This is a genomic window from Ruegeria sp. CF8 (assembly GCF_056537285.1).
On record NZ_JBQFRG010000001.1, the window covers coordinates 910805 to 932081 of the forward strand.

The 21277-nt window shown below is 55.9% G+C and carries 19 protein-coding genes; 11 read left to right on the forward strand and 8 right to left on the reverse strand.

What is annotated here, in order from left to right:
* Window positions 1-6: 6 nt before the first annotated feature.
* Complete coding sequence (locus tag ACR0EV_RS04440; RefSeq protein WP_480798953.1) at window positions 7-420, forward strand: universal stress protein; 414 nt, start codon at window positions 7-9, stop codon at window positions 418-420.
* 81 nt (window positions 421-501) lie between these two features.
* Here ACR0EV_RS04440 and ACR0EV_RS04445 read toward each other — a convergent pair whose 3' ends face one another.
* Entirely contained in the window at window positions 502-2550 is a 2049-nt protein-coding gene (locus tag ACR0EV_RS04445; RefSeq protein WP_480799012.1) for an ASKHA domain-containing protein, read from the reverse strand.
* Window positions 2551-2756: 206 nt separating this feature from the next.
* On the opposite strand from ACR0EV_RS04445, the gene guaB reads away from it, so the two are divergent.
* From guaB to ACR0EV_RS04460, 3 genes are all read left to right on the forward strand, one after another.
* Window positions 2757-4205 carry an IMP dehydrogenase gene (gene guaB, locus ACR0EV_RS04450; RefSeq protein WP_171183152.1) on the forward strand — a complete coding sequence of 483 codons (1449 nt, stop codon included), beginning with the start codon at window positions 2757-2759 and terminating at the stop codon, window positions 4203-4205.
* A 74-nt stretch (window positions 4206-4279) separates the two neighbouring features.
* Window positions 4280-5437, forward strand: coding sequence for an RsmB/NOP family class I SAM-dependent RNA methyltransferase (locus tag ACR0EV_RS04455; RefSeq protein WP_480798954.1), 1158 nt, complete (start codon window positions 4280-4282; stop codon window positions 5435-5437).
* A 110-nt stretch (window positions 5438-5547) separates the two neighbouring features.
* Window positions 5548-7839 carry an ATP-binding protein gene (locus tag ACR0EV_RS04460; protein ID WP_480798955.1) on the forward strand — a complete coding sequence of 764 codons (2292 nt, stop codon included), beginning with the start codon at window positions 5548-5550 and terminating at the stop codon, window positions 7837-7839.
* On the opposite strand, the gene ACR0EV_RS04465 is transcribed toward ACR0EV_RS04460, so the two are convergent.
* A complete protein-coding gene (locus ACR0EV_RS04465; protein WP_480798956.1) occupies window positions 7840-8433 on the reverse strand; it encodes a sulfotransferase family protein in 594 nt (197 codons plus the stop codon).
* A 192-nt stretch (window positions 8434-8625) separates the two neighbouring features.
* Between ACR0EV_RS04465 and recA the strand changes: the two genes are divergently transcribed.
* From recA to ACR0EV_RS04485, 4 genes are all read left to right on the forward strand, one after another.
* Window positions 8626-9693 (forward strand): recombinase RecA, encoded by a 1068-nt coding sequence (recA, locus tag ACR0EV_RS04470; protein WP_480798957.1) that lies wholly within the window; start codon window positions 8626-8628, stop codon window positions 9691-9693.
* A gap of 177 nt (window positions 9694-9870) precedes the next feature.
* Window positions 9871-12543, forward strand: coding sequence for an alanine--tRNA ligase (alaS, locus tag ACR0EV_RS04475; protein ID WP_480798958.1), 2673 nt, complete (start codon window positions 9871-9873; stop codon window positions 12541-12543).
* Between the two features lies 1 nt (window position 12544).
* A complete protein-coding gene (locus ACR0EV_RS04480; protein WP_480798959.1) occupies window positions 12545-12832 on the forward strand; it encodes a DUF1330 domain-containing protein in 288 nt (95 codons plus the stop codon).
* Between the two features lie 275 nt (window positions 12833-13107).
* Window positions 13108-13791: a transglutaminase-like cysteine peptidase gene (locus ACR0EV_RS04485; protein ID WP_480798960.1), complete on the forward strand. Its 684-nt coding sequence runs from the start codon at window positions 13108-13110 to the stop codon at window positions 13789-13791.
* A gap of 162 nt (window positions 13792-13953) precedes the next feature.
* Here the strand turns inward: ACR0EV_RS04485 and ACR0EV_RS04490 are convergent, their stop codons facing one another.
* The 3 genes from ACR0EV_RS04490 to ACR0EV_RS04500 form a co-directional block, all read right to left on the reverse strand.
* The gene (locus tag ACR0EV_RS04490) at window positions 13954-14574 is read right to left on the reverse strand and encodes a hypothetical protein (RefSeq protein WP_480798961.1); all 621 of its coding nucleotides are present in this window, start codon (window positions 14572-14574) and stop codon (window positions 13954-13956) included.
* A 300-nt stretch (window positions 14575-14874) separates the two neighbouring features.
* Window positions 14875-16692 carry a translational GTPase TypA gene (gene typA, locus ACR0EV_RS04495; RefSeq protein WP_480798962.1) on the reverse strand — a complete coding sequence of 606 codons (1818 nt, stop codon included), beginning with the start codon at window positions 16690-16692 and terminating at the stop codon, window positions 14875-14877.
* A gap of 76 nt (window positions 16693-16768) precedes the next feature.
* Entirely contained in the window at window positions 16769-17104 is a 336-nt protein-coding gene (locus tag ACR0EV_RS04500; RefSeq protein ID WP_480798963.1) for a DMT family transporter, read from the reverse strand.
* A 175-nt stretch (window positions 17105-17279) separates the two neighbouring features.
* On the opposite strand from ACR0EV_RS04500, the gene ACR0EV_RS04505 reads away from it, so the two are divergent.
* Complete coding sequence (locus ACR0EV_RS04505) at window positions 17280-17414, forward strand: hypothetical protein (protein WP_480798964.1); 135 nt, start codon at window positions 17280-17282, stop codon at window positions 17412-17414.
* A 52-nt stretch (window positions 17415-17466) separates the two neighbouring features.
* Here the strand turns inward: ACR0EV_RS04505 and ACR0EV_RS04510 are convergent, their stop codons facing one another.
* The 3 genes from ACR0EV_RS04510 to ACR0EV_RS04520 are packed head-to-tail and all read right to left on the reverse strand — an operon-like array spanning window position 17467 to window position 19531.
* Window positions 17467-18636 carry an HD domain-containing protein gene (locus tag ACR0EV_RS04510; protein ID WP_480798965.1) on the reverse strand — a complete coding sequence of 390 codons (1170 nt, stop codon included), beginning with the start codon at window positions 18634-18636 and terminating at the stop codon, window positions 17467-17469.
* A complete protein-coding gene (locus ACR0EV_RS04515) occupies window positions 18633-18878 on the reverse strand; it encodes a hypothetical protein (protein ID WP_171089973.1) in 246 nt (81 codons plus the stop codon). Before ACR0EV_RS04515 ends, ACR0EV_RS04510 begins: the two co-directional genes overlap by 4 nt.
* Window positions 18878-19531, reverse strand: coding sequence for an alpha/beta hydrolase (locus ACR0EV_RS04520; protein WP_170324952.1), 654 nt, complete (start codon window positions 19529-19531; stop codon window positions 18878-18880). The genes ACR0EV_RS04515 and ACR0EV_RS04520 overlap by 1 nt, the downstream gene beginning before the upstream one ends.
* A gap of 179 nt (window positions 19532-19710) precedes the next feature.
* Here ACR0EV_RS04520 and iscR point away from each other — a divergent pair, with 179 nt between their 5' ends.
* Together iscR and ACR0EV_RS04530 are read left to right on the forward strand one after the other, a co-directional pair.
* Window positions 19711-20169 carry a Fe-S cluster assembly transcriptional regulator IscR gene (gene iscR, locus ACR0EV_RS04525; RefSeq protein WP_171089975.1) on the forward strand — a complete coding sequence of 153 codons (459 nt, stop codon included), beginning with the start codon at window positions 19711-19713 and terminating at the stop codon, window positions 20167-20169.
* 51 nt (window positions 20170-20220) lie between these two features.
* Window positions 20221-21264 carry a cysteine desulfurase family protein gene (locus tag ACR0EV_RS04530; RefSeq protein WP_480798966.1) on the forward strand — a complete coding sequence of 348 codons (1044 nt, stop codon included), beginning with the start codon at window positions 20221-20223 and terminating at the stop codon, window positions 21262-21264.
* Window positions 21265-21277: the final 13 nt, after the last annotated feature.

The following is a 21277-nucleotide window of genomic DNA, read 5'->3' on the forward strand; positions in this document are numbered from 1 at the left end:
GCCTCGATGTATAAAAAAGTTCTTGTCCCTATGGCATTGGATCACGGCATATCGCAGCACACGCTGGAAGTTGCGCGTGCATTGTCGGAAAACGGGTCCGACATTATCGCGCTGCACGTATATGAAATGCCCCAGGGATCTGTCAGTGCCTATCTGGATAAATCCGTTGTCGCAGAAGGTTTTGAGCGTGCGCGGCTGAAATTGCTTGAAAAAGTCGAGGGGCTTGAAGGGGTAAAGTCTGAAATCGTCAAAGGCCACACGGCCCGAACGATCATTGATTATGCCACAAGCAACGGCGTGGATTGTATCGTCATCGGCTCTCACCAACCGGGGTTGAGCGACTATTTCCTAGGATCGACAGCTTCGCGCGTTGTTCGCCACGCGCCGTGCGCAGTGCATGTGCACCGCGGGCTCACTTAGTTTCTGGCATTGACGGCCATTGAACTTGGAAGTTCTGCGAGGAACGACCGGCAACCAAGTGCCGGTCGTTCCAATGTATGATTATCCGCGACGCCGACGGCGACGACCACCACCGGCTTCGGCGTCGGCACCGCCGGTGTTGAAGCTTGGGTGGGGCAACGTGACAACCTGCGACAGTTCCGGGAATGGATCAGTTTTGTGTGGAATCGCGTTGGCCGCGACGAAGTGATCCTGGAACTTTGGTTCGATAGCGGTTTCAATTTTCGTGATCTCACGTACGACGCGTTCAATCTCGGTCCGTGCTGCGATATTGCACAGTGCAATACGTGCGCCTGTACCAGCGGCGTTACCCGCGCTGGAGACTTTCTCAAGCGGCGCATCCGGTATCATGCCTAGTACCATTGCGTGTTTGGTTGAGATATGCGCCCCAAACGCGCCGGCCAAAACCACACGGTCCACGCGTTCGACATCCATCTCATCCATCAGCAAGCGAGCACCGGCATAAAGCGCTGATTTGGCCAGTTGGATTGCGCGAATGTCGCCTTGAGTAACGGTGATGCGCGGACCACCTTCGGCGCTGGCATCGTGGATCAGATAGGCGTTGGTGCGGCCTTCGGGCACGCTGCGTGCCGTGCCGGTCTGCTCGGCTGAGCCAATCAGTCCGCTTTCATCCAGCAAGCCGGCGATACGCATTTCAGCAACGGCCTCGATGATGCCGGAACCGCAGATGCCAGTGATGCCTGTGGTTGCGATATCGAGGTCAAATCCGTCCTCATCCGACCATTTCTCGGACCCGATCACGCGGAAACGAGGCTCTTTGGTAACAGGGTCGATCTCGATCCGCTCGATCGCGCCGGGGGCCGCGCGCTGGCCGGAACTGATCTGAGCGCCTTCAAACGCAGGTCCGGTTGGCGAAGAACAGGCCAGAACGCGGCTGGTGTTACCCAACAGGATTTCCGCATTGGTGCCGACGTCCACGATCAACACCAGATCTTCGGATTTGCCGGGTTCCTCCGACAGCGCCACGGCGGCGCAGTCCGCTCCTACGTGGCCTGCGATACACGGCAGGATATAGATCTGTGCGCGTGGGTTCATGGTCGTCAGATCCATCTCGCGCGCGGGCAGGGACATGCTTTCCGATGTGGCCAGCGCAAAAGGCGCTTGCCCCAGCTCAACCGGATCCAGACCCAACAACAGGTGATGCATGACCGGGTTACAGACAAACACGGTCTCCACGATCAGAGAGGCGTCGATCTTGGCCTCTTGGGCAATTGAGGTGGTCAGGTCGTTGATCGCCTCGCGCACGGCCTTGGTCATTTCCTGATCGCCGCCGGGGTTCATCATCGAATATGAAACGCGGCTCATTAGATCTTCGCCAAACCGGATCTGCGGGTTCATCAGACCCGAGGAAGCCTTGACCTCACCCGTTTCCAGATCGGTCAGATGAGCGGCGATAGTGGTCGAGCCGAGGTCGATCGCCAAGCCATAAAGCCCGCCTTCATGCAGGCCCGGCCAGATTTCGACAATTCTGGCAACGCTGTCGTTGTGGCCCTTATGAACGGCCACCGTGGCCTCCCATTTGCCCTTGCGCAGAACCGGCTGCAGCTTGGACAAAAGCGACAGATCGGCTGTGACAGCTTCGATCTTCCACTGCTCGCGCAGGGCACGTTCCAGACGCTCAAGATCGCCGGTGGGTGAGTGCATGTCGGGTTCTTCGACGACCACGAAGTACAGGCGGGTGGCCGGGTCCATGGTGATGGCGCGGGCCGCGGCCGCCTTACGCACGACCTGACGGTGCACCTGGCTTTCGGGTGGGACATCGATCACGACGTCCCCTTGTACGGACGCCTGACATCCCAGACGGCGGCCCGGTTTCAAACCACGCTTGTCATCATAGCGCTGTTCAACTGCGTTCCATTCGCTCAGCGCGTCTTCGGATACGGTGACGCCGTGCTTAGGAAACTCGCCATAGCTGGGTGTGATCTGGCATTTGGAGCAGATTCCACGCCCGCCGCAGACCGAATCCAGATCGACGCCCAACTGACGGGCCGCAGTTAGAATCGGAGTTCCAACGGGGAAGTGTCCGCGTTTACCAGAGGGCGTAAAGACGACAAGTGGGTCGGTGGTCATCAGAGACATACCTTTTCATATTCGCGCGTATTGGGCGCAAGATATGATGTTGAGCGCAAAGGGAAAGGGCTATCAGCGGCACGATTTGCTCAGCTTGCGGCGTTTTCTGCGCCGCCGTAGCCCAGAGTTGCTTTGGGGGGCTTTCCCTTTGGTTCAATCCATGCGATAGGGTCGCCGTCAAACGGGCTTTTGCATGGGGTTTTCAGATGCAGATTCGTGAGGCACTCACCTTTGACGACGTTCTTCTGGTTCCGGGCGCATCTTCTGTGCTTCCGGCGACAGCAGATACCACCACACGCGTAACGCGTGAAATCACCATGAACATTCCGCTGCTGAGCTCGGCCATGGACACCGTGACAGAGGCGCGTATGGCGATTGCAATGGCTCAAGCCGGTGGCATCGGGGTCATTCACAAGAACCTTTCGGTCGAAGAGCAAGCCCGCGAAGTGCGCCGGGTCAAGCGGTTTGAATCGGGTATCGTTTACAACCCGGTCACGTTGCGCGCAGATCAGACGCTGGCAGATGCACAGGCCCTGGTAGAACGCTACAACTTCACTGGTTTCCCCGTCGTGGATGCGGAAGGCCGTGTTGTGGGTATCGTGACCAACCGGGATATGCGCTTTGCCACTTCGGACGATACTCCGATCAAGGCGATGATGACGGCTGACAATCTGGCCATGCTGCAAGAACCCGCAGACCTGGAAGAAGCCAAAAGCCTGATGCGGGCTCGACGCATCGAAAAGCTGCTTGTGGTTGACGCTCAAGGGAAACTGACCGGTCTTTTAACACTGAAAGACACCGAACAGGCCGTCTTGAACCCTACAGCTTGCAAGGATCGGCTGGGCCGTCTGCGCGTAGCTGCCGCCACATCGGTCGGGGACGCAGGGTTTGAGCGCTCGGAACAACTGGTGGACTCCGGTGTGGATATCATCGTGGTCGACACTGCACATGGCCATTCGCAGGGCGTGTTGGACGCGGTAAAGCGCGTTAAGACGCTATCCAATGAAGTTCAGATCATCGCAGGAAACGTTGCCACGGGCGAAGCGACCAAAGCACTGATCGATGCGGGGGCTGACGCGATCAAGGTGGGCATTGGCCCGGGGTCGATCTGCACGACGCGCATGGTGGCGGGTGTCGGCGTACCGCAGCTAACAGCGATCAGCGATTGTTCGGCAGCGGCCGGCGACGTGCCAGTCATCGCGGATGGTGGCATCAAATTCTCGGGCGATTTTGCCAAGGCGATTGCGGCAGGGGCATCCTGCGCCATGGTCGGTTCGATGATCGCGGGCACCGATGAAAGCCCGGGCGAAGTGATCCTGTATCAGGGTCGTTCATTCAAATCATATCGCGGGATGGGCAGTCTGGGTGCCATGGCGCGTGGATCGGCGGACCGGTATTTCCAGAAGGACGCAGCCAATGACAAGCTGGTGCCTGAAGGTATCGAAGGGCAGGTACCTTACAAAGGCTCCGCCAGTGCTGTGATCCACCAGCTTGTGGGCGGTCTGCGTGCCGCAATGGGCTATACTGGCTGCGCAACCGTTGAAGAAATGCGCAAGAATTGCAGCTTTGTTAAAATCACCGGTGCCGGTCTGAAGGAAAGCCACGTGCATGATGTTCAGATTACGCGCGAAAGCCCCAATTACCGGGTGATGTGATCTGTTGACCTGTTGCGTGCGACGCCCAGAAACGGGCGCCGTTTTGCGTTCACCCACACCCTAGGGAGGTCGACATGACCCCGGCAGCTCGTGTTCAGGCCGCGATTGAAATCTTGGACGAGATTTTGACCGGAGCGCCCGTTGAAAAGGCGTTGACCGGATGGGCACGTCGCAGTCGCTTTGCAGGATCAAAGGATCGCGCAGCGGTGCGGGATCATGTGTTTGATGCACTGCGCTGCCAGCGATCCTTTGCAGCGCTTGGGGGCAGCCACACCGGGCGCGGTTTGATGATTGGTGCAACGCGGTCTCAGGGTAGGGACACAGCAGCCATATTCTCCGGCGACAGACATGCGCCTGATCCCGTGCAGCCGTCAGAGACCGCACGGGCCTTTCGGTCAGACGCCGAACGACTTGATATTCCCGAATGGCTTTGGCCCCGGTTTTCGGCTTCGTTGGGAACTGTGACTCAGGTCGTGGCCGAGGCGCTTCAGTCTCGTGCTCCGGTGCATTTAAGGGTAAATATGCTCAAGGCTGATGCGGCGTCTGCGATAGCAGCACTGCAGGCCGATGGTGTTACTGCGCAACCGCACGCGTTTTGCGCGACAGCGTTGGAAGTGACCGAGGGCGCACGCAAGATTGCGCGGGGCCGCGCCTATCAGGACGGGTTGGTCGAATTGCAGGACGCTGCCAGTCAGGCGGTTGTTGCGGCGCTAGAGCTTCAGCCGGGCATGCGTGTCCTTGATTACTGCGCAGGGGGCGGTGGAAAATCGCTGGCCTTGGCTGCGTTTAAAGGTGTTGAAGTCTTTGCCCATGACGTGAATACAGGCCGGATGCGGGATCTTCCTGCGCGCGCAGAACGTGCCGGGGCCCGCGTGAAGATTCTGACCACAAAGGAACTAGACGGAGCAGAGCCCTTTGACATCGTGCTTGCGGATGCTCCGTGTTCCGGCAGCGGGTCGTGGCGGCGCGCACCTGCGGGAAAGTGGGCTTTGACCGAAGAGCGCTTGCAAGATCTCACGCAAATCCAATTCGGAATTTTACAGAATACGACCGCTTTAGTTCGAACGGGCGGTGTTTTCGCCTACGCGACCTGCTCGGTTCTGACTGACGAGAACGGCGCGATCGTTGATTCCTTTTTGGCGCGAAACCCGGAATGGGCCGAAACCTTCCGCAAATCATGGCAAGTCGCACACGGATCAGACGGGTTTTTCACGGCACACTTGACGAGATAAGGCTCGGAAAAATAACAACCTAGGGTAGATGATTTCCCGCTCTTTTTCGTTAAGCGGGCATTAACCATTTTAGATGTTACTTCCGACACCTTTTTGTGCGTGAGCCGTTTATGTCTGACACTGCAGTTTCTGTACGCGATCTATCTTACACCCAACTGCCTTCAGCGACGCGAGTAGGATCTCTGCTGAGCTTGGCTCTTTTGATCGCCTTAGCGCCAATCACAGGTCTGTTGCCGCCGGAGTGGAGTTCTGGCCTTACAGTAGCAGGTGTTTCCCTCTTGTTTGCAGTGCTTTGCGTCACAGTCAAAGGGCAAATGGCTATCCGGTCCGCTCAGCGCCGTACGGCCCTGATGGCAGCTTTTGCAGAACTAGAGGATGCTCCATTTCTGGTTGCCAACAGGTTTGGCGATATTCTGGTCGCTAACACACACGCACAAAAGCGGTTTGGGGCAGAAACTGGAAAATCTCTCAGCTTATGCTTGCGGTCGACATTTTCGAATCCTCAGGCTGTTCTTCTTAGGTTGCAATCCCAAGCCCAATCACGCGGCCGTGCCTATGATGAGTTTCCCAACAGCGCGAGCATGCTGTCCCTCAGCGTGTCTCGGTTGAACACCGAGTTGTATTGCTGGCGCTTTGAAGAGGGCGAAGGGGCAAGCCGAAGAGAGTTGGCCATCCCGGTTCTTTCTGTTGGGCATAAAGGCGAAATCCAGCATGCCAATTCCGCTGCCGAAAAGATGCTTGGTCCTGACCTGAAACGTGTTCAGGACGTCTTTTATGACGGCGCTCCGGTGATAGGGGCCACAAATTTGGTGAATGCCCGTGACGGTCTGGTCTCAGCCGCCGTCGCAGATTTGTCGACTTCGGGGTCGAAACAGCACTTGGGCCTGATCCCAGTCAGCATGTCTACAACACAACGTGCAGGCGCGTCTTTCGAGGATCTTCCGGTTCCAGTCCTGAACCTTTCCTCAGACGGCACTATCCTCGACACGAACAGGCTGGCGATAAAGCTGTTGGGGAAAGACAGCCTTAAGGGAAGCTGTATCGATGACATCATGCGAGGGCTGCGGGTTCCGCTTCGGGATTGGCTTGCGGCTGTAGCGTCGGAAGAGGATGTGCCTAAGTCAGAGTTTCTGCAACTCAGCCGAGACGACAAAGAGATTTTTGTACAAGTCACTTTGAGCAAAGTTGTCATCGACGGAAAGGCGGGTCTGATTGCAGTCCTGAACGACGCGACCGAGTTGAAAACGCTGGAGGCGCAATTTGTTCAGGGTCAGAAAATGCAAGCGGTGGGGCAATTGGCCGGAGGCGTTGCGCATGATTTCAACAATCTGCTAACGGCGATTTCCGGTCACTGCGATTTGTTACTGCTGCGGCACGATCAGAACGATCCGGACTATGGGGATCTTGTTCAGATCAACCAAAACGCCAATCGTGCCGCGGCCCTGGTCAGTCAGCTTTTGGCGTTCTCGCGAAAACAAACGCTCAGACCCGAAGTTTTGGATCTGCGTGATACGATTTCGGACCTTATTCACCTGCTAAACCGTTTGGTCGGTGAAAAGGTGCAATTGACGCTGAGCCATGACCCGGTTCTCAAACCGGTGCGGGCAGATAAACGTCAACTGGAGCAGGTCCTGATGAACCTAGTCGTCAACGCCCGTGATGCCATGCCCGAAGGCGGAGAGATTCGTATTGAAACCGAAGTTCTGCGACTGTCCCGACCGCTCAGCCGAGATCGGGCGACAGTGCAACCCGGAGAATACGTCACGGTCAAGGTGGTGGACAGCGGGACAGGTATTCCTGCGGACAAGCTGCAAAAGGTTTTTGAGCCGTTTTATACAACAAAACGAACAGGTGAGGGTACTGGACTTGGACTTTCGACCGTCTATGGCATTGTGAAACAAACAGGCGGCTTCATCTTCGTCGACAGTGTTGTCGGACGCGGTTCAGAGTTCACGGTCTTTCTGCCGGTGTGCGCGACTGATGAAAAAACCGAGATCACAACCCCGGCAAAACCTGACGCGCAAAGTGCACGGCAAGGCGAAGGGGTGGTGCTGCTGGTCGAAGACGAGGCACCGGTTCGCGCCTTTGCCACTCGCGCGCTGCGATTGAAGGGTTATACCGTTCTCGAAGCGGATTCGGCCGAAGAGGCGCTGAAACTTCTTGAGGACGCGTCATTAAACGTAGATGTCTTTGTAACCGATGTGGTTATGCCGGGTATGGACGGGCCCACCTGGGTCCGCAAAGCGCGGGAAACGCGCCCGGACGCGCGCGTTGTGTTTGTATCAGGATATACCGAGGGCGCATTCGGCGAGTCCGGACCGGGTATTTCAAACTCAACTTTCTTGCCCAAACCCTTCTCGCTCAATCAGTTGACCGAGGCTGTCTTTCAGCAAATGAACTGATCAAAGCGCTTCGTTATGAATGGCAAACTCCGCTGCATGCGTATTGCGGAATTGGTGTTCAGTACCCGGCGAAAGGCTCAGGTCTCCAGCAGGCGAAACGTTCTCACGCGGCAAGTCGATGTCCATGCTCAGCCGCGTTTGCAAGAAGTCTAAGATTCCAGTCTGGTTTTCATACTTGAAGATATGTGTCGCTCCGCGCCCATTGCTTCGGGTTCGGAAAAACTGACTTTGACTTCCAACATCGGCAAAATCTGGACGTGGGTTTTGCATATAGGCTTGAACAAACCTGTCAAAACTGATGTCGCGTGTGGAATGGGGGTGGCCGATCAGGTCTGCGCGACTGCGAAACCTGTACCAACTGCCCAGCCAGTCGATGGGTTCGCGTACAACAGCCATGATTTCCATTTCTGTGTCGTACATTTTCAAAAACATATTTTGAAAAAATCGATCAAACCGGCGCACCGGCGCGTGTTTCAGTTCAGGAGGATGTGTCACCACAAGATCAGCTCGGTCACGCAAGGCGGCATGATAAGCCGTGCTTCCTGTCTTGGGAACGGCAAGAAAAGCCAGACGTTCTTCAAAGAAAACAAGCATATATCGCGTTCCGCTGTATCCTGGTTATTTGGGCAGATTGTCGTAAACGACTCTTTAACACAATTGCAGAAGAGTGAGTTTTGTAAGTTTTAGTTGAAATGTTCTCTTTTTGGTCCCATAAGGAACAAGAGGCGAACAAAGCAGCGATTGCCGCCCGATCAAGGGTGTGACAAAAGGGAAGGCGACAGGACAATGGCGGATCTTCTGACAATGAGCGACAAGAAAAACGCAGACAAGCAAAAGGCGCTCGACAGCGCACTGGCCCAGATCGAACGGCAATTCGGTAAAGGCTCGATCATGAAGCTGGGCGAAGGTGCCAAGCAGGATATCGAAGCAAGCTCAACCGGCTCGCTGGGTTTGGACATCGCGCTGGGAATCGGCGGCCTGCCGATGGGGCGGATTGTTGAAATCTATGGCCCGGAAAGTTCGGGTAAGACAACGCTGACATTGCATTGCATCGCAGAACAGCAAAAGCGTGGCGGTGTTTGCGCCTTTGTGGATGCGGAACACGCATTGGACCCGCAATATGCCCGCAAACTGGGTGTTGACCTCGATGAGCTGCTGATTTCACAGCCGGACACTGGTGAACAGGCTCTGGAAATCACCGATACGCTGGTGCGGTCGGGTGCGGTCAACATGGTCGTGGTCGACTCGGTGGCGGCGCTGACACCGAAATCCGAGCTTGAAGGCGACATGGGCGACAGTAATGTTGGCGTTCAGGCCCGTCTGATGAGCCAAGCGATGCGGAAACTGACAGGTTCGATCAGCCGTTCGAACTGTATGGTGATCTTCATCAACCAGATCCGGATGAAAATCGGTGTGATGTTCGGCAGCCCGGAAACCACCACTGGTGGTAACGCGCTGAAATTCTATAGCTCTGTGCGTCTGGACATCCGCCGCATCGGCGCGATCAAGGATCGGGACGAGGTTGTCGGCAACCAGACACGTGTCAAGGTCGTGAAGAACAAGGTGGCGCCACCGTTTAAGCAGGTCGAATTCGACATCATGTATGGCGAAGGTATCAGCAAGATGGGTGAATTGCTGGATCTGGGTGTCAAAGCTGGCGTGGTCGAGAAATCGGGGTCGTGGTTCAGCTATGGCGATGAGCGGATCGGGCAGGGGCGTGAGAACGCCAAGCAATATTTGCGTGACAACAGCCGGATCGCCCTGGACATTGAAGACAAGATCCGCGCTGCGCATGGTCTGGATTTCGATATGCCACCGGGTGCTGTCGAGGATGATGATATCCTCGAAGCGTGACGGTCACGCATTAGGAAGCCGGAAGTCTGGCCATTTCCAAACGAAATAGTGAAAATGCGAAACAAGGCGGTCCATCGGGCCGCCTTGCTGCATTCTGGCACACCTCTGCTGTGGACACTTTTCTGACAGGGGGATAAACCTGCGGTGACCAAGATTTATGTGCGCCGAGAGAGCCCTATGCCAACCCTGAACGATATCCGATCGACCTTTCTGAACTACTTTGAAAAACAGGGGCATGAGGTTGTGGCATCCAGCCCGCTGGTGCCGCGTAACGACCCAACTCTGATGTTCGTGAACTCCGGGATGGTCCAGTTCAAGAACCTGTTCACCGGTCTGGAAACCCGCGACTATACACGCGCCACGACGGCACAGAAATGTGTGCGGGCCGGTGGCAAACATAACGACCTCGACAATGTGGGCTATACCGCGCGTCACCACACGTTTTTCGAGATGTTGGGCAACTTTTCCTTCGGGGATTACTTCAAGCATGACGCAATTCCGTTCGCTTGGAACCTGATCACCAAGGAATTCGGGATAGACAAGAACCGCCTGCTGACCACGGTCTATCACACCGATGACGAGGCGTTTGAGATCTGGAAAAAGGTTGGCGTGCCTGAGGATCGCATTATCCGGATCGCCACCAACGACAATTTTTGGCAGATGGGCCCAACCGGTCCCTGCGGACCGTGCACAGAGATATTCTATGACCATGGCGATCACATTTGGGGGGGACCTCCGGGATCGGCCGAAGAAGATGGCGACCGTTTTATCGAAATCTGGAACGTCGTCTTCATGCAGAACGAACAGTTCGAAGATGGCTCGATGGTCGAGCTGGATATGCAGTCGATCGACACTGGCATGGGTCTGGAACGGATCGGCGCGTTGCTGCAGGGCAGCCATGACAACTATGACACTGACCTGTTCAAAACCCTGATCGAGGCGTCTGCAGATGCAACCGGTGTGGATCCCTATGGTGATCAGAACGTGCATCATCGCGTGATTGCTGACCACCTGCGTTCCACCTCGTTCCTGATTGCAGATGGGGTCATGCCCAGCAATGATGGTCGCGGTTATGTTCTGCGCCGGATCATGCGCCGCGCCATGCGCCATGCGCACCTGTTGGGGGCGAAAGACCCTGTCATGCATCGCCTTGTGCCTTCGTTGGTGCAGTTGATGGGGGGGCATTACTCGGAACTGACGCAAGCCCAGCCCTTGATCGAAGAGACACTTTTGCTTGAGGAAACCAAGTTCAAGCAAACTCTGGATCGCGGATTGAAGCTGTTGGATGACGAGGTTGCAGGACTGGCCGAAGGCGCGCCTTTACCAGGGGCAGCGGCCTTCAAACTCTATGACACCTATGGTTTCCCATTGGACCTGACGCAGGATGCGCTGCGCGAGAAAGGTCGTGCCGTCGATACCGACGGGTTTGATTCCGCAATGGCCGAACAGAAAGCCAAGGCGCGGGCCGCCTGGGCCGGGTCTGGCGAAGCTGCGGATCAGGCGGTGTGGTTTGACGTGCTGGACTCAGCCGGTGCGACGGATTTCCTTGGGTATGAGACAGAGAAGGCCGAAGCGCAGGTTGCCGCGCTGGTCGTAGATGGCGCTTTGGTCGACACTATTGAAGCAGGCGGCAGCGGATGGGTTGTCGTGAACCAGACCCCGTTTTATGGCGAGGCTGGTGGTCAGATTGGCGATACGGGTGACCTGCGCCGAGTCGAAGACCGCGATGACCTTAGCCGGGTGGAGGACACCCGGAAATTCGCCGACGGTAAAGTCTATGCACATAAGGTAACGGTCGAAAACGGTAAGCTGTCCAAAGGAGACGCGGTCGAGCTTGAAGTGGATCACGCCCGCCGTACTGCCATTCGCGCCAACCATTCGGCAACGCACCTTCTGCACGAAGCACTTCGGGAAGCGTTGGGGGATCATGTGGCGCAGCGTGGCTCGCTGAATGCGGCGGATCGTCTGCGGTTTGATTTCAGCCATTCCAAAGCGCTGAGCCTTGAGGAAATCCAAAAGGTCGAGCGCGAGGTGAACAGCTTCATTCGCCAGAACTCAACCGTTGAAACCCGGATCATGACGCCTGACGATGCGCGCGAGCTTGGGGCTCAGGCTTTGTTTGGCGAAAAATACGGCGACGAAGTTCGCGTCGTCTCGATGGGAAAGGCACCAACCGGCAAGGGGCAGGATGGCGAAACCTGGTCGATCGAACTGTGTGGCGGCACTCATGTGCGCCAGACGGGGGATATCGGCACGTTTGTGGTGCTGGGTGACAGCGCAAGCAGCGCCGGTGTGCGCCGGATCGAAGCGCTGACCGGGGATGAAGCGAACCGTTACCTTTCGGCCCAGGATCACCGGCTTGCTCAGGTGGCACTGGAACTGAAAGCGCAACCGGACGATGTTGTTGCTCGGGTAAAAAGCTTGCTGGATGAGCGCAAATCGCTGCAAAACGAAGTCGCTCAGCTGCGTCGCGATTTGGCAATGGCGGGTGGCGCCGGGCAGGGTGGCGGAACCGAAGCGCGGGAAGTCAACGGCGTTAAGTTCCTGGCGCAAGCCCTGAGCGGTGTGTCGGGTAAAGACCTTCCAGCGCTGATCGACGAACATAAAGCCCGTCTTGGAACAGGTGCCGTACTGCTCATCGCTGACACGGGTGGAAAGGCTGCGGTTGCGGCCGGTGTGACCGAGGACCTGACCGGAACCGTTTCGGCAGTGGATCTGGTCAAAGCGGCGGTGGTTGAGCTGGGTGGCAAGGGCGGCGGCGGCCGGCCTGATATGGCTCAAGGTGGCGGCAAAGACGCTTCGAACGCAGATGCTGCGATCAAAGCCGCAGAGCAGGTATTGGGAGGATAAGATGGCTGCACTCTGGATTGCACATGTCACGGTCACGGACGCCGAGGCCTATGGGAAGTACGCTGAGCTGGCCGGACCAGCCATAGCCAAACATGGCGGTGAATTCATCGCTCGGGCCGCGCGATATGTTCAGTTGGAAGGTAAAGAGCGCCCGCGCAATGTGGTTGCTCGGTTCCCGTCGTTAGAATCAGCAGTCGAATGCTACAATTCTGATGAGTATCAGCAGGCGTTGAATCACGCCCGCAATGCCAGCGAAAGAGAGTTGGTCGTGGTCGAAATCACCAAATAAGTGTAGACCCATAGGCCGCTAGGCTGATTTCAGCTTACACATGACGCGCGCATTAGAAAAACAGCCCGCATTTGCGGGCTGTCTTCATTTTTACAAATTTTCAATCGTTTACGACCATATCTTTATGTTTATTCACTGATGGTTTCGTAAAAATGTGGCGGTCCTTTCTCAATTCCTGCTCGAAATTGTCAAATTAAGGAACGAATTTTCGCCCTTTTTCATTTGCACGGTCTCAGTGATTGCGACTGAGGGTCGTTCGAGGATACGTTCCAGAAGTGGAATATGGTCCTTTGGTATCGGCAGTCGTTCGGACGATACTGTTTTGGGGAATGGGCATGACATCATTGATCAAATCGACCAACCACCGGTTTGCACGGGCAATGTCCTCTGCTGCATTTGCTGTTGGTCTTAGTGCTATGTTCCTGGCAACGCCTTTTGGGGCGACAGAATCCCAGGCCTCTGAAGGTCGCTTTATTCCCGCCGTTGCGTCCTCACCTCCACCGACCGGGGCAAGAAACCTTTGCAGCCAGTATCGTTGGGCATGTACAGCGAAACGATCTGCGGCACTGTCCAGCCAGTCTGAAATGCAGATTGTGCAGCAAGTAAACCGGCGCGTGAACGCCTCGACCCGAGAGGTCACTGATCAATCACAGTACAAAACAAGAGAACTTTGGGCGCTTCCAACGAACAGAGGCGGTGATTGCGAGGACTTTGCGTTGCTCAAGAAGCGGGACCTGATCCACGCAGGAGTAGACCCAAATCGTTTATTGATCGCTACGGTTCTTGATGCCCAGCGCAATTCTCATGCTGTTCTGGTTTATAGATCGCATCAAGGCGACTTGGTTTTGGACAACCAAACCAACAGAATCAAACCATGGTCAAAGACAAAATACCTGTTCCTCAGAATGCAGGATCCAAGCCAACCGCAAAGATGGGTTGGTGTCTACGGTAAGAGTTAGAGCTTACTTTGAAGGAACCGATTTAGAAATCGGTCGGCCTTAGACACCAAATTCTTTGGTATATTTGGTATTAACTGATCCAAACCCGTTGATCAAAAACCTCACGTTAGAAAGGTCGCCGAGCGTGTCGGCGACCTTTGCATATGTTATGTTACGTCCGTTTTACCGAAGGCCAATTCCGTCGCCTGGATAATCATAGTCAGGATCATGGGGTTCGGGATCGTCCTGCGGATCCGGGTCGCCCTGTGGATCGGGATCGCCCTGTGGGTCAGGGTCACCTTGCGGGTCGGGATCACCTTGTGGGTCAGGATCATTTTGTGGACCAGGATCGCCTTGCGGACCGGGGTCACCTTGTGGACCAGGATCGCCTTGTGGGCCAGGATCGCCTTGTGGGCCGTCATTGTCCGGTGTGTTGCCGAATCCACCACCACCGCCGCCGCCACCGCCGGTAACACCGTTATTGGTTTCGTCTGCTGGACCATCGCCCGCGCGCGTATCTGTAGACCCGACCGATGCTGTGGGAAGGTCAGTTAGCAGATCAGCAAGCGGTGAACACTCAGCACCCAACCGAGCAACAATTTCATCAAAATCAGCACGGCGCTGGATATATCGCAGCATTCCAGTCGTGACGGCATCACAGTCGCACAAAAGCGACGGCGACCCTGCGGACTGTCGAGCTGTTTTTACAGTACACGTTCCGCCTGCAAACGCGTCGCTGGCAGGCAAAACAAAGAAAGCTGTTACGGCAAAAAAGACTGGTAACTTAAGGGAACGAAAAACCATCATTAACTCCTCGGAACTCGGTACCTTTCATGTGCATCCCTATGCACCATTTTAACTGTTATGTGAGTGAACGACGTCACACTTCGGGCACATTTACACCTTTAGATCGACTTAATCGCAAGATGTGCGCGGGGCGAGTGAGTGAAAATTAATGCAAATTAAAGTAGAAAAGCCTATCTTTTCAAGAAAAAGCCGGGCGTTTGGCCCGGCCTTTCAAAAATCGTTTTTTGATCCATTGGAAGCAAAAATGCCACAGTTATGCCATTGTTTCCCGTTGGATCAACCACAAGCGCAGGTTGTTCAAGCCGACTTGGCCATCCGCTTGCGTTCGTGCGGGTCCAGGTAACGTTTACGCAGACGGATTGCGTTGGGCGTCACTTCAACCAGTTCGTCGTCGTCGATGTAGGCAATTGCCTCTTCCAGCGAAAACTGAACGTGCGGCGTTAGTCGAACCGCATCGTCTGAACCACTTGCACGCACGTTGGTCAGTTTCTTGCCTTTCAGCGGATTGACCTCCAGATCATTGTCGCGCGAATGCTCTCCGATCACCATGCCCTGATAGACATCGGTCTGCGGACCAACAAACATGCGGCCGCGCTCTTCAAGGTTCCACAACGCATAAGCAACGGCCTGTCCGTTCTCCATCGAGATCAGAACGCCTGCGCGACGGCCGGGGATCTGGCCTTTATGAGGCGCCCAATCGTGGAACACGCGGTTCAGAACCCCAGTGCCACGTGTATCGGTCAAAAACTCACCGTGATAACCGATCAGACCGCGCGAAGGGACGTGGGCGATGATCCGGGTCTTTCCCGCACCAGCCGGTCGCATTTCGACTAGTTCGCCTTTGCGGGCACCGGTAATCTTTTCGATTACGGCGCCAGAATATTCGTCATCCACGTCGATGGTGACTTCTTCCACGGGCTCCAGCCGTTGACCGTTTTCCTCGCGGAACAGAACCTGTGGTCGGGAGATGCTGAGCTCGAAACCCTCGCGGCGCATGTTCTCGATCAGAACACCCATCTGCAATTCGCCACGGCCCGCAACTTCGAACGCTTCGCCGCCAGGCGTGTCGGTGATCCGGATTGCAACGTTCGACTCGGCTTCTTTCATCAGCCGGTCACGAATGACGCGGGATTGAACCTTTTTACCGTCGCGACCCGCCAGAGGGGAATCGTTGATGCCGAAGGTCACCGTGATTGTCGGCGGATCGATGGGTTGCGCGGGCAGGGCTTCTTCAACCTGTGGGGAAACCAACGAGTCCGCAACCGTGGCCTTGCTCATACCTGCAATGGTTACGATGTCCCCGGCTTCGGCGATATCAATGGGTTGTTGGGCCAGGCCACGGAACGCCAGGATTTTGGACGCTCTGAAGTTTTCGATCAGCGTGCCATCACGGCTGAGCGCTTTCAGGCTATCGCCTGCCTTCAGTGTGCCGCTTTCAACCCGACCCGTCAGAATTCGACCGATAAACGGATCGCTGCCAAGCGTGGTGGCCAGCATCCGGAACGGCTCTTCCTTGTGCTCGGTCTGCTTGGGGGCAGGGACGTGATCAACGATCAGATCGAACAGGGCACTCAGGTCCTTGCGAGGGCCGTCCAGCTCCATGTCCGCCCATCCAGAACGGCCCGAGGCGTACATGGCAGGGAAATCCAGCTGATCATCATCAGCCCCAAGGTTCGCGAAAAGGTCGAAACACTCATCCAGCGCACGATCCGGTTCGGCATCTGGTTTGTCGACCTTGTTCAATACCACGATCGGGCGCAGGCCCAGTGCCAGCGCTTTGGAGGTCACAAACTTGGTCTGCGGCATCGGGCCTTCAGCGGCGTCGACCAGCAAGACAACGCCGTCAACCATGCTGAGGATCCGCTCAACCTCGCCACCGAAGTCGGCGTGGCCGGGGGTGTCGACGATGTTGATGCGGGTATCTTTCCATTCGACCGAGGTGGCTTTGGCCAGAATGGTAATGCCGCGTTCACGTTCCAGATCATTGCTGTCCATGGCACGTTCCGCCACAGCTTGGTTTTCCCGGAACGCACCGGATTGTTTAAGCAGCTCATCCACCAGGGTCGTTTTACCGTGGTCCACGTGAGCGATGATTGCGATATTGCGCAGGTCCATGAGAGGTCAGCCTTTGAACGGGAAGTTGCCGCGCGCATAACGCGGCGCGGCAAAATATACCAGCCCTAACCGTGGATCAGTGGCCGGCAGTCTTCGAAAACAGGTGAATGATCAGAATTCCAGCCAGAATCATGGTCAGTCCAAGCACCGCCGGCCAGTCCAGCTTTTGACCAAACACCAGAAACCCGATGAGCGCGATCAGAAAGATTCCCAGCCCGGACCAGATTGCATAGACGATGCCCACAGGCATGGTCTTGAGGGTCAGCGCCAGAAGATAAAAGGCGACCCCGTACCCCAAGACAACAAGGACGGAGGGCCAAAACCGGGTGAATTGCTGGCTGGCCTGCAATGCGGTTGTGCCGATGGTTTCCGCCATCACGGCGAGCAACAGAAACAGATAGGCTTGAGGCATTATGGTCTCTCGCAGAGCTATAAGGTTTGAGCGCCTTGAACACGGAACACGCGCCACAAGCAAGGCAAGTCTCAAATTAAAATTTCCGTAAGGTCAGGTATACCTGACTATTCCCGAGTTTGAATAAGTGTAAGGTTTGGCTCATATTTTATGATTTGTTAATGAGTATTGTTCGATGACGACATTCGCAAAGTCGGTCATTTTAGTTTCTGGTCTGATTGTGGCAGTTGGGTGGCTTGCCGACGGGGGGTCCGTCGAAAAAGAGGCAGCCATTGTGGTTCAACAGTTCGATGGTAGTCGTGTGTTTTAAAGCCACTCGGAACTTGAAAGGGAAAAAGGAGCCTTTGGGCTCCTTTTTTCTGTTATGCGTCTAGTGGTGCAGCTTCGTGGCTTTGAAAAAATCTGACGAGCTTGGGGCGCAGCCAATTCCAAAGATCTGGTGCCCCATTTCGGATTGCCGGTCCAACACGCGCTTCGAGTTGAGCAAAAGACACATTGTATTCGCTCCAAGAGCCGCCGCCGTTTTCCAGGTTGGCAATTGGCGTCTGAAACCGGTCGACTGATTTTGCAAATTGAGCGTCTGCGCTCTTGCAAGCTTCGAATTCCCGCCACAAGTCCGTGAAAAATTTCTGCTGCGCGTCCGGCAACAGGCCAAACAACCGCTGAGCTGCCGCTTGTTCTTTTGCCTCCTGCTCGGCGTGATTGACCTGTCCGTGAATAGGGTGATCTCCGGCATCGATTTCGACGATGTCGTGCAGAAGAAGCATCTGAAGGACGCGATCCACATGAACTTCGGAATGTGCGTGTTCTGACAATACCCAAGCGTAGAGCATTATATGCCAGGAATGCTCTGCCGAGTTTTCTAACCGATCCGAAGCCATAAGGCGCGACGCGCGTATCACCGATTTCAGCTGATCTGCCTCGGTCAAAAAGTCGAGCCGCCTTGTAAAGGCATTGTCCTGAGGCTCTGACCCTGTCAGGAGGTCATTTGCATGACGGTAGGCCAGTGGAAAGACCTGTGAAAGATAGGCCGCACGGCCACTGTCCAGATTAGCGCGGGCAATATCCACATGGTCTGGCCTGGGATCAGACGCGCACAGTACCTGAAACAACGGTTGGCAGCGATCCAGAACCTTCGCGAACCGTGCATCTGGTGTCTGGTCTGCCTCGAACTCTTGCCATAAGGACAAAAAGACTTGCGCCTGATCATCCGGCAGCAGCCCAAACAGCTCTGACGCTGCAGTTTGCTCTGCCTCCGCCAGCTTTTCCCAGTCGGTTTCCACATGGATTGGGTGGTCGCCTACGACGATCTCAACCAAATCATGCAACAGTAACATACGGATAACCCGATCGATCGACACGTCTGGCTCGGCCAACGGGGCCATCACCATGGCCCACAATGCCAGATGCCAGCTGTGTTCGGCAGAGTTTTCGGGTCGGGATTGGTCGAGCAGGACGTTTGCACGCTCGACCGTTTTTAGCATGTCGGCCCGTTTCAGAAACTCGATCTGGGCCGACAAACGATCACTCATTGCTTTTCTATCGCTTTTTGTTTGGAGCGGTGTGCCGCCAGACGTCTGATGACAAACTGTCTGGCCTTGCGTTCGGCCAGGCGGACGCGGATTTCGGTCAGAAATGCCTCTTCCAAAGACTGCGACGCCGCCCCCAGCACTTCGCCGACTTCTACAAAGAAACGGTCTTCCCCGGTTTCGTCCATAACCTTCATCGTATCTTCGGCCAGTTTGGCCGCAAGAGTTGTGATGGTGTCGGACATCAGCGGGTGTTCTCGGTCAGGCGGCGTTTCACGTAGTCGCTGACGTCTGTGATCAGCGTGTCCATGTGGCGATCCTGGAAGAAGTGATCTGCACCTTCAACCTCGTTGTGAGTGATCGTGATGCCTTTTTGCTCGTGCAGTTTGTTCACCAGCGACGTTGTATCTGCCGGAGGGGCCACACGGTCAGCCGAGCCGTTGATGATCAGGCCGGATGAAGGGCAGGGCGCCAGGAATGAAAAATCGTACATATTGGCTGGTGGCGACACGCTGATGAACCCGGTGATTTCAGGCCGGCGCATCAGCAACTGCATTCCGATCCATGCCCCAAACGAAAACCCTGCGACCCAGCAGTGTTTCGAGTTGTTGTTCATCGACTGCAGATAATCCAGCGCAGAGGCAGCATCGCTTAGCTCACCTACGCCCTGATCATACTCTCCCTGACTGCGGCCCACACCGCGGAAGTTAAAGCGCAACACGGTGAAGCCCATGTTGTAAAAGGCATAGTGCAGGTTATAGACCACCTTGTTGTTCATGGTCCCGCCAAATTGAGGATGCGGGTGAAGCACGATTGCGATCGGTGCGTCTTTTTCCTTTTGCGGGTGGTAGCGGCCTTCCAGGCGGCCTTCGGGTCCGGGAAAAATCACCTCGGGCATGTGTGCTTTGGTCCTGTCTTTTTCGTACGGGTGCCGGGATATACTTGACGATAATCGTCGGACACCTTAGAACGGTTCTAATTACATTTCACCGCGCATCAGCGCTGTCAGTCGGAGATACGCACTGGCAGCGTCGGCGTCAATGATTTCGCGCAATTCCTGCAAAGAGGGGGCAAAAGATGAAGCTGTCGACCAAAGGGCGATACGCGATGGTTGCCTTGGCGGATATTGCGTTGCAGCCAAGCGACCGGCTTGTGACCCTTGGAGAAATCTCAGAACGCCAGGATGTATCGCTGCCTTATCTGGAACAGCTTTTTGTGAAACTGCGCCGGGCCGAGCTGGTTTCTTCGGTACGCGGGCCGGGCGGCGGGTACCGACTGGCGCGGCCTGCGTCGGAAATCCGTGTGGTCGAGATCCTTGCCGCCGTGGATGAAACGGTTGATGCGTTGCAAAAAGGGGCCGGAGCCTCTGGCGCATCTTCGGGCAGCCGCGCGCAATCCCTTACCAACCGCCTTTGGGAAAGCCTGAGCGCCCATGTCTATGTGTTTTTGCATCAGACGCGCCTGTCTGACGTGATCAAGAACGACCTTGCCCCATGCCCCGCCGTGCCGAGCCTGTTCTCGGTGGTGGACGAGTAATCCGGTGAGGCGACACAGGCATATGAAATTTGTTGGCGAAAAGATGCATCCATGAATCGTGTTTATCTGGATCATAATGCGACGACGCCTCTGCGCCCCGAAGCACGAGATGCGATGATCGCTGCGATGGATGTCTGCGGAAATCCGTCTTCTGTTCACGCCGAAGGCCGCGCCGCAAAGGCACTTGTCGAACGGGCACGGGCACAGGTTTCTGCGGCTTTTGGTGCAGATGGGGCAGATATCGTTTTCACCTCGGGCTCGACGGAGGGCGCAGCATTAACTTTGGCTGGGCGTCACCTGCATGGTGCTGCGGTTGAACATGATGCCGTAAGGGCTTGGATCAAAGAAGACCTCTCCGTTTCAGAAACTGGCGAAGTGTCGGTCGCGGCACCCGAAACCTCGACCCTTCAACTGGCAAATTCTGAGACCGGAGTCGTTCAGACATTACCGCCAGGATTGGCTGTGACAGATGCCACGCAGGCCTTTGGGAAGCTGCCGATTGCGTTCAACTGGATGTGTGCCCAGATGGCTCTGGTGTCGGCGCATAAACTGGGCGGCCCCAAGGGTGTGGGCGCGGTTGTTATGAAGCGCGGAACTGACCTGCCAGCTCAGATCAAGGGTGGTGGTCAGGAAATGGGTCGCCGGTCTGGAACGGAAAATGTCATTGGAATCGCGGGGTTCGGCGCCGCAGCTGAAGCTGCAGCACGTGACCTGGCCAGTGGCGTTTGGGAGCAGGTTGAAGAATTTAGAAATATTCTAGAAAACGCTCTTGAGGCTGCTGTAAAATCACCTATTTTTGTCGGGAAAGGGCGGCAACGCCTGCCCAACACCCTGTGTTTTGCCGCCCCCGGCTGGAAAGGTGAAACCCAGGTCATGCAGATGGATCTGTCGGGTTTTGCGGTCAGTGCGGGCTCTGCCTGTTCCAGCGGCAAGGTTCGTGCCAGCGCGGTGCTCACCGCAATGGGATACGACGAGGTGACAGCCAGCAGCGCAATCCGCGTTTCGCTGGGCCCTCGGACAACGAAAGAAGATGTGCTGCGTTTCGCCGAAACGTGGCTTGAGAAAGAGAAAAAGCATCGCGCGCGGGCCGCGTGATTTGACGGAGGGT

Excerpts from the sequence above, each read along its gene's own strand:
- ACR0EV_RS04440 (WP_480798953.1), top strand. The coding sequence starts at position 7 with ATGTATAAAAAAGTTCTTGTCCCTATGGCATTGGATCACGGCATATCG.
- ACR0EV_RS04445 (WP_480799012.1), bottom strand. The coding sequence starts at position 2,550 with ATGACCACCGACCCACTTGTCGTCTTTACGCCCTCTGGTAAACGCGGA.
- guaB (WP_171183152.1), top strand. The coding sequence starts at position 2,757 with ATGCAGATTCGTGAGGCACTCACCTTTGACGACGTTCTTCTGGTTCCG.
- ACR0EV_RS04455 (WP_480798954.1), top strand. The coding sequence starts at position 4,280 with ATGACCCCGGCAGCTCGTGTTCAGGCCGCGATTGAAATCTTGGACGAG.
- ACR0EV_RS04460 (WP_480798955.1), top strand. The coding sequence starts at position 5,548 with ATGTCTGACACTGCAGTTTCTGTACGCGATCTATCTTACACCCAACTG.
- ACR0EV_RS04465 (WP_480798956.1), bottom strand. The coding sequence starts at position 8,433 with ATGCTTGTTTTCTTTGAAGAACGTCTGGCTTTTCTTGCCGTTCCCAAG.
- recA (WP_480798957.1), top strand. The coding sequence starts at position 8,626 with ATGGCGGATCTTCTGACAATGAGCGACAAGAAAAACGCAGACAAGCAA.
- alaS (WP_480798958.1), top strand. The coding sequence starts at position 9,871 with ATGCCAACCCTGAACGATATCCGATCGACCTTTCTGAACTACTTTGAA.
- ACR0EV_RS04480 (WP_480798959.1), top strand. The coding sequence starts at position 12,545 with ATGGCTGCACTCTGGATTGCACATGTCACGGTCACGGACGCCGAGGCC.
- ACR0EV_RS04490 (WP_480798961.1), bottom strand. The coding sequence starts at position 14,574 with ATGGTTTTTCGTTCCCTTAAGTTACCAGTCTTTTTTGCCGTAACAGCT.
- typA (WP_480798962.1), bottom strand. The coding sequence starts at position 16,692 with ATGGACCTGCGCAATATCGCAATCATCGCTCACGTGGACCACGGTAAA.
- ACR0EV_RS04500 (WP_480798963.1), bottom strand. The coding sequence starts at position 17,104 with ATGCCTCAAGCCTATCTGTTTCTGTTGCTCGCCGTGATGGCGGAAACC.
- ACR0EV_RS04505 (WP_480798964.1), top strand. The coding sequence starts at position 17,280 with ATGACGACATTCGCAAAGTCGGTCATTTTAGTTTCTGGTCTGATTGTG.
- ACR0EV_RS04510 (WP_480798965.1), bottom strand. The coding sequence starts at position 18,636 with ATGAGTGATCGTTTGTCGGCCCAGATCGAGTTTCTGAAACGGGCCGAC.
- ACR0EV_RS04515 (WP_171089973.1), bottom strand. The coding sequence starts at position 18,878 with ATGTCCGACACCATCACAACTCTTGCGGCCAAACTGGCCGAAGATACG.
- ACR0EV_RS04520 (WP_170324952.1), bottom strand. The coding sequence starts at position 19,531 with ATGCCCGAGGTGATTTTTCCCGGACCCGAAGGCCGCCTGGAAGGCCGC.
- iscR (WP_171089975.1), top strand. The coding sequence starts at position 19,711 with ATGAAGCTGTCGACCAAAGGGCGATACGCGATGGTTGCCTTGGCGGAT.
- ACR0EV_RS04530 (WP_480798966.1), top strand. The coding sequence starts at position 20,221 with ATGAATCGTGTTTATCTGGATCATAATGCGACGACGCCTCTGCGCCCC.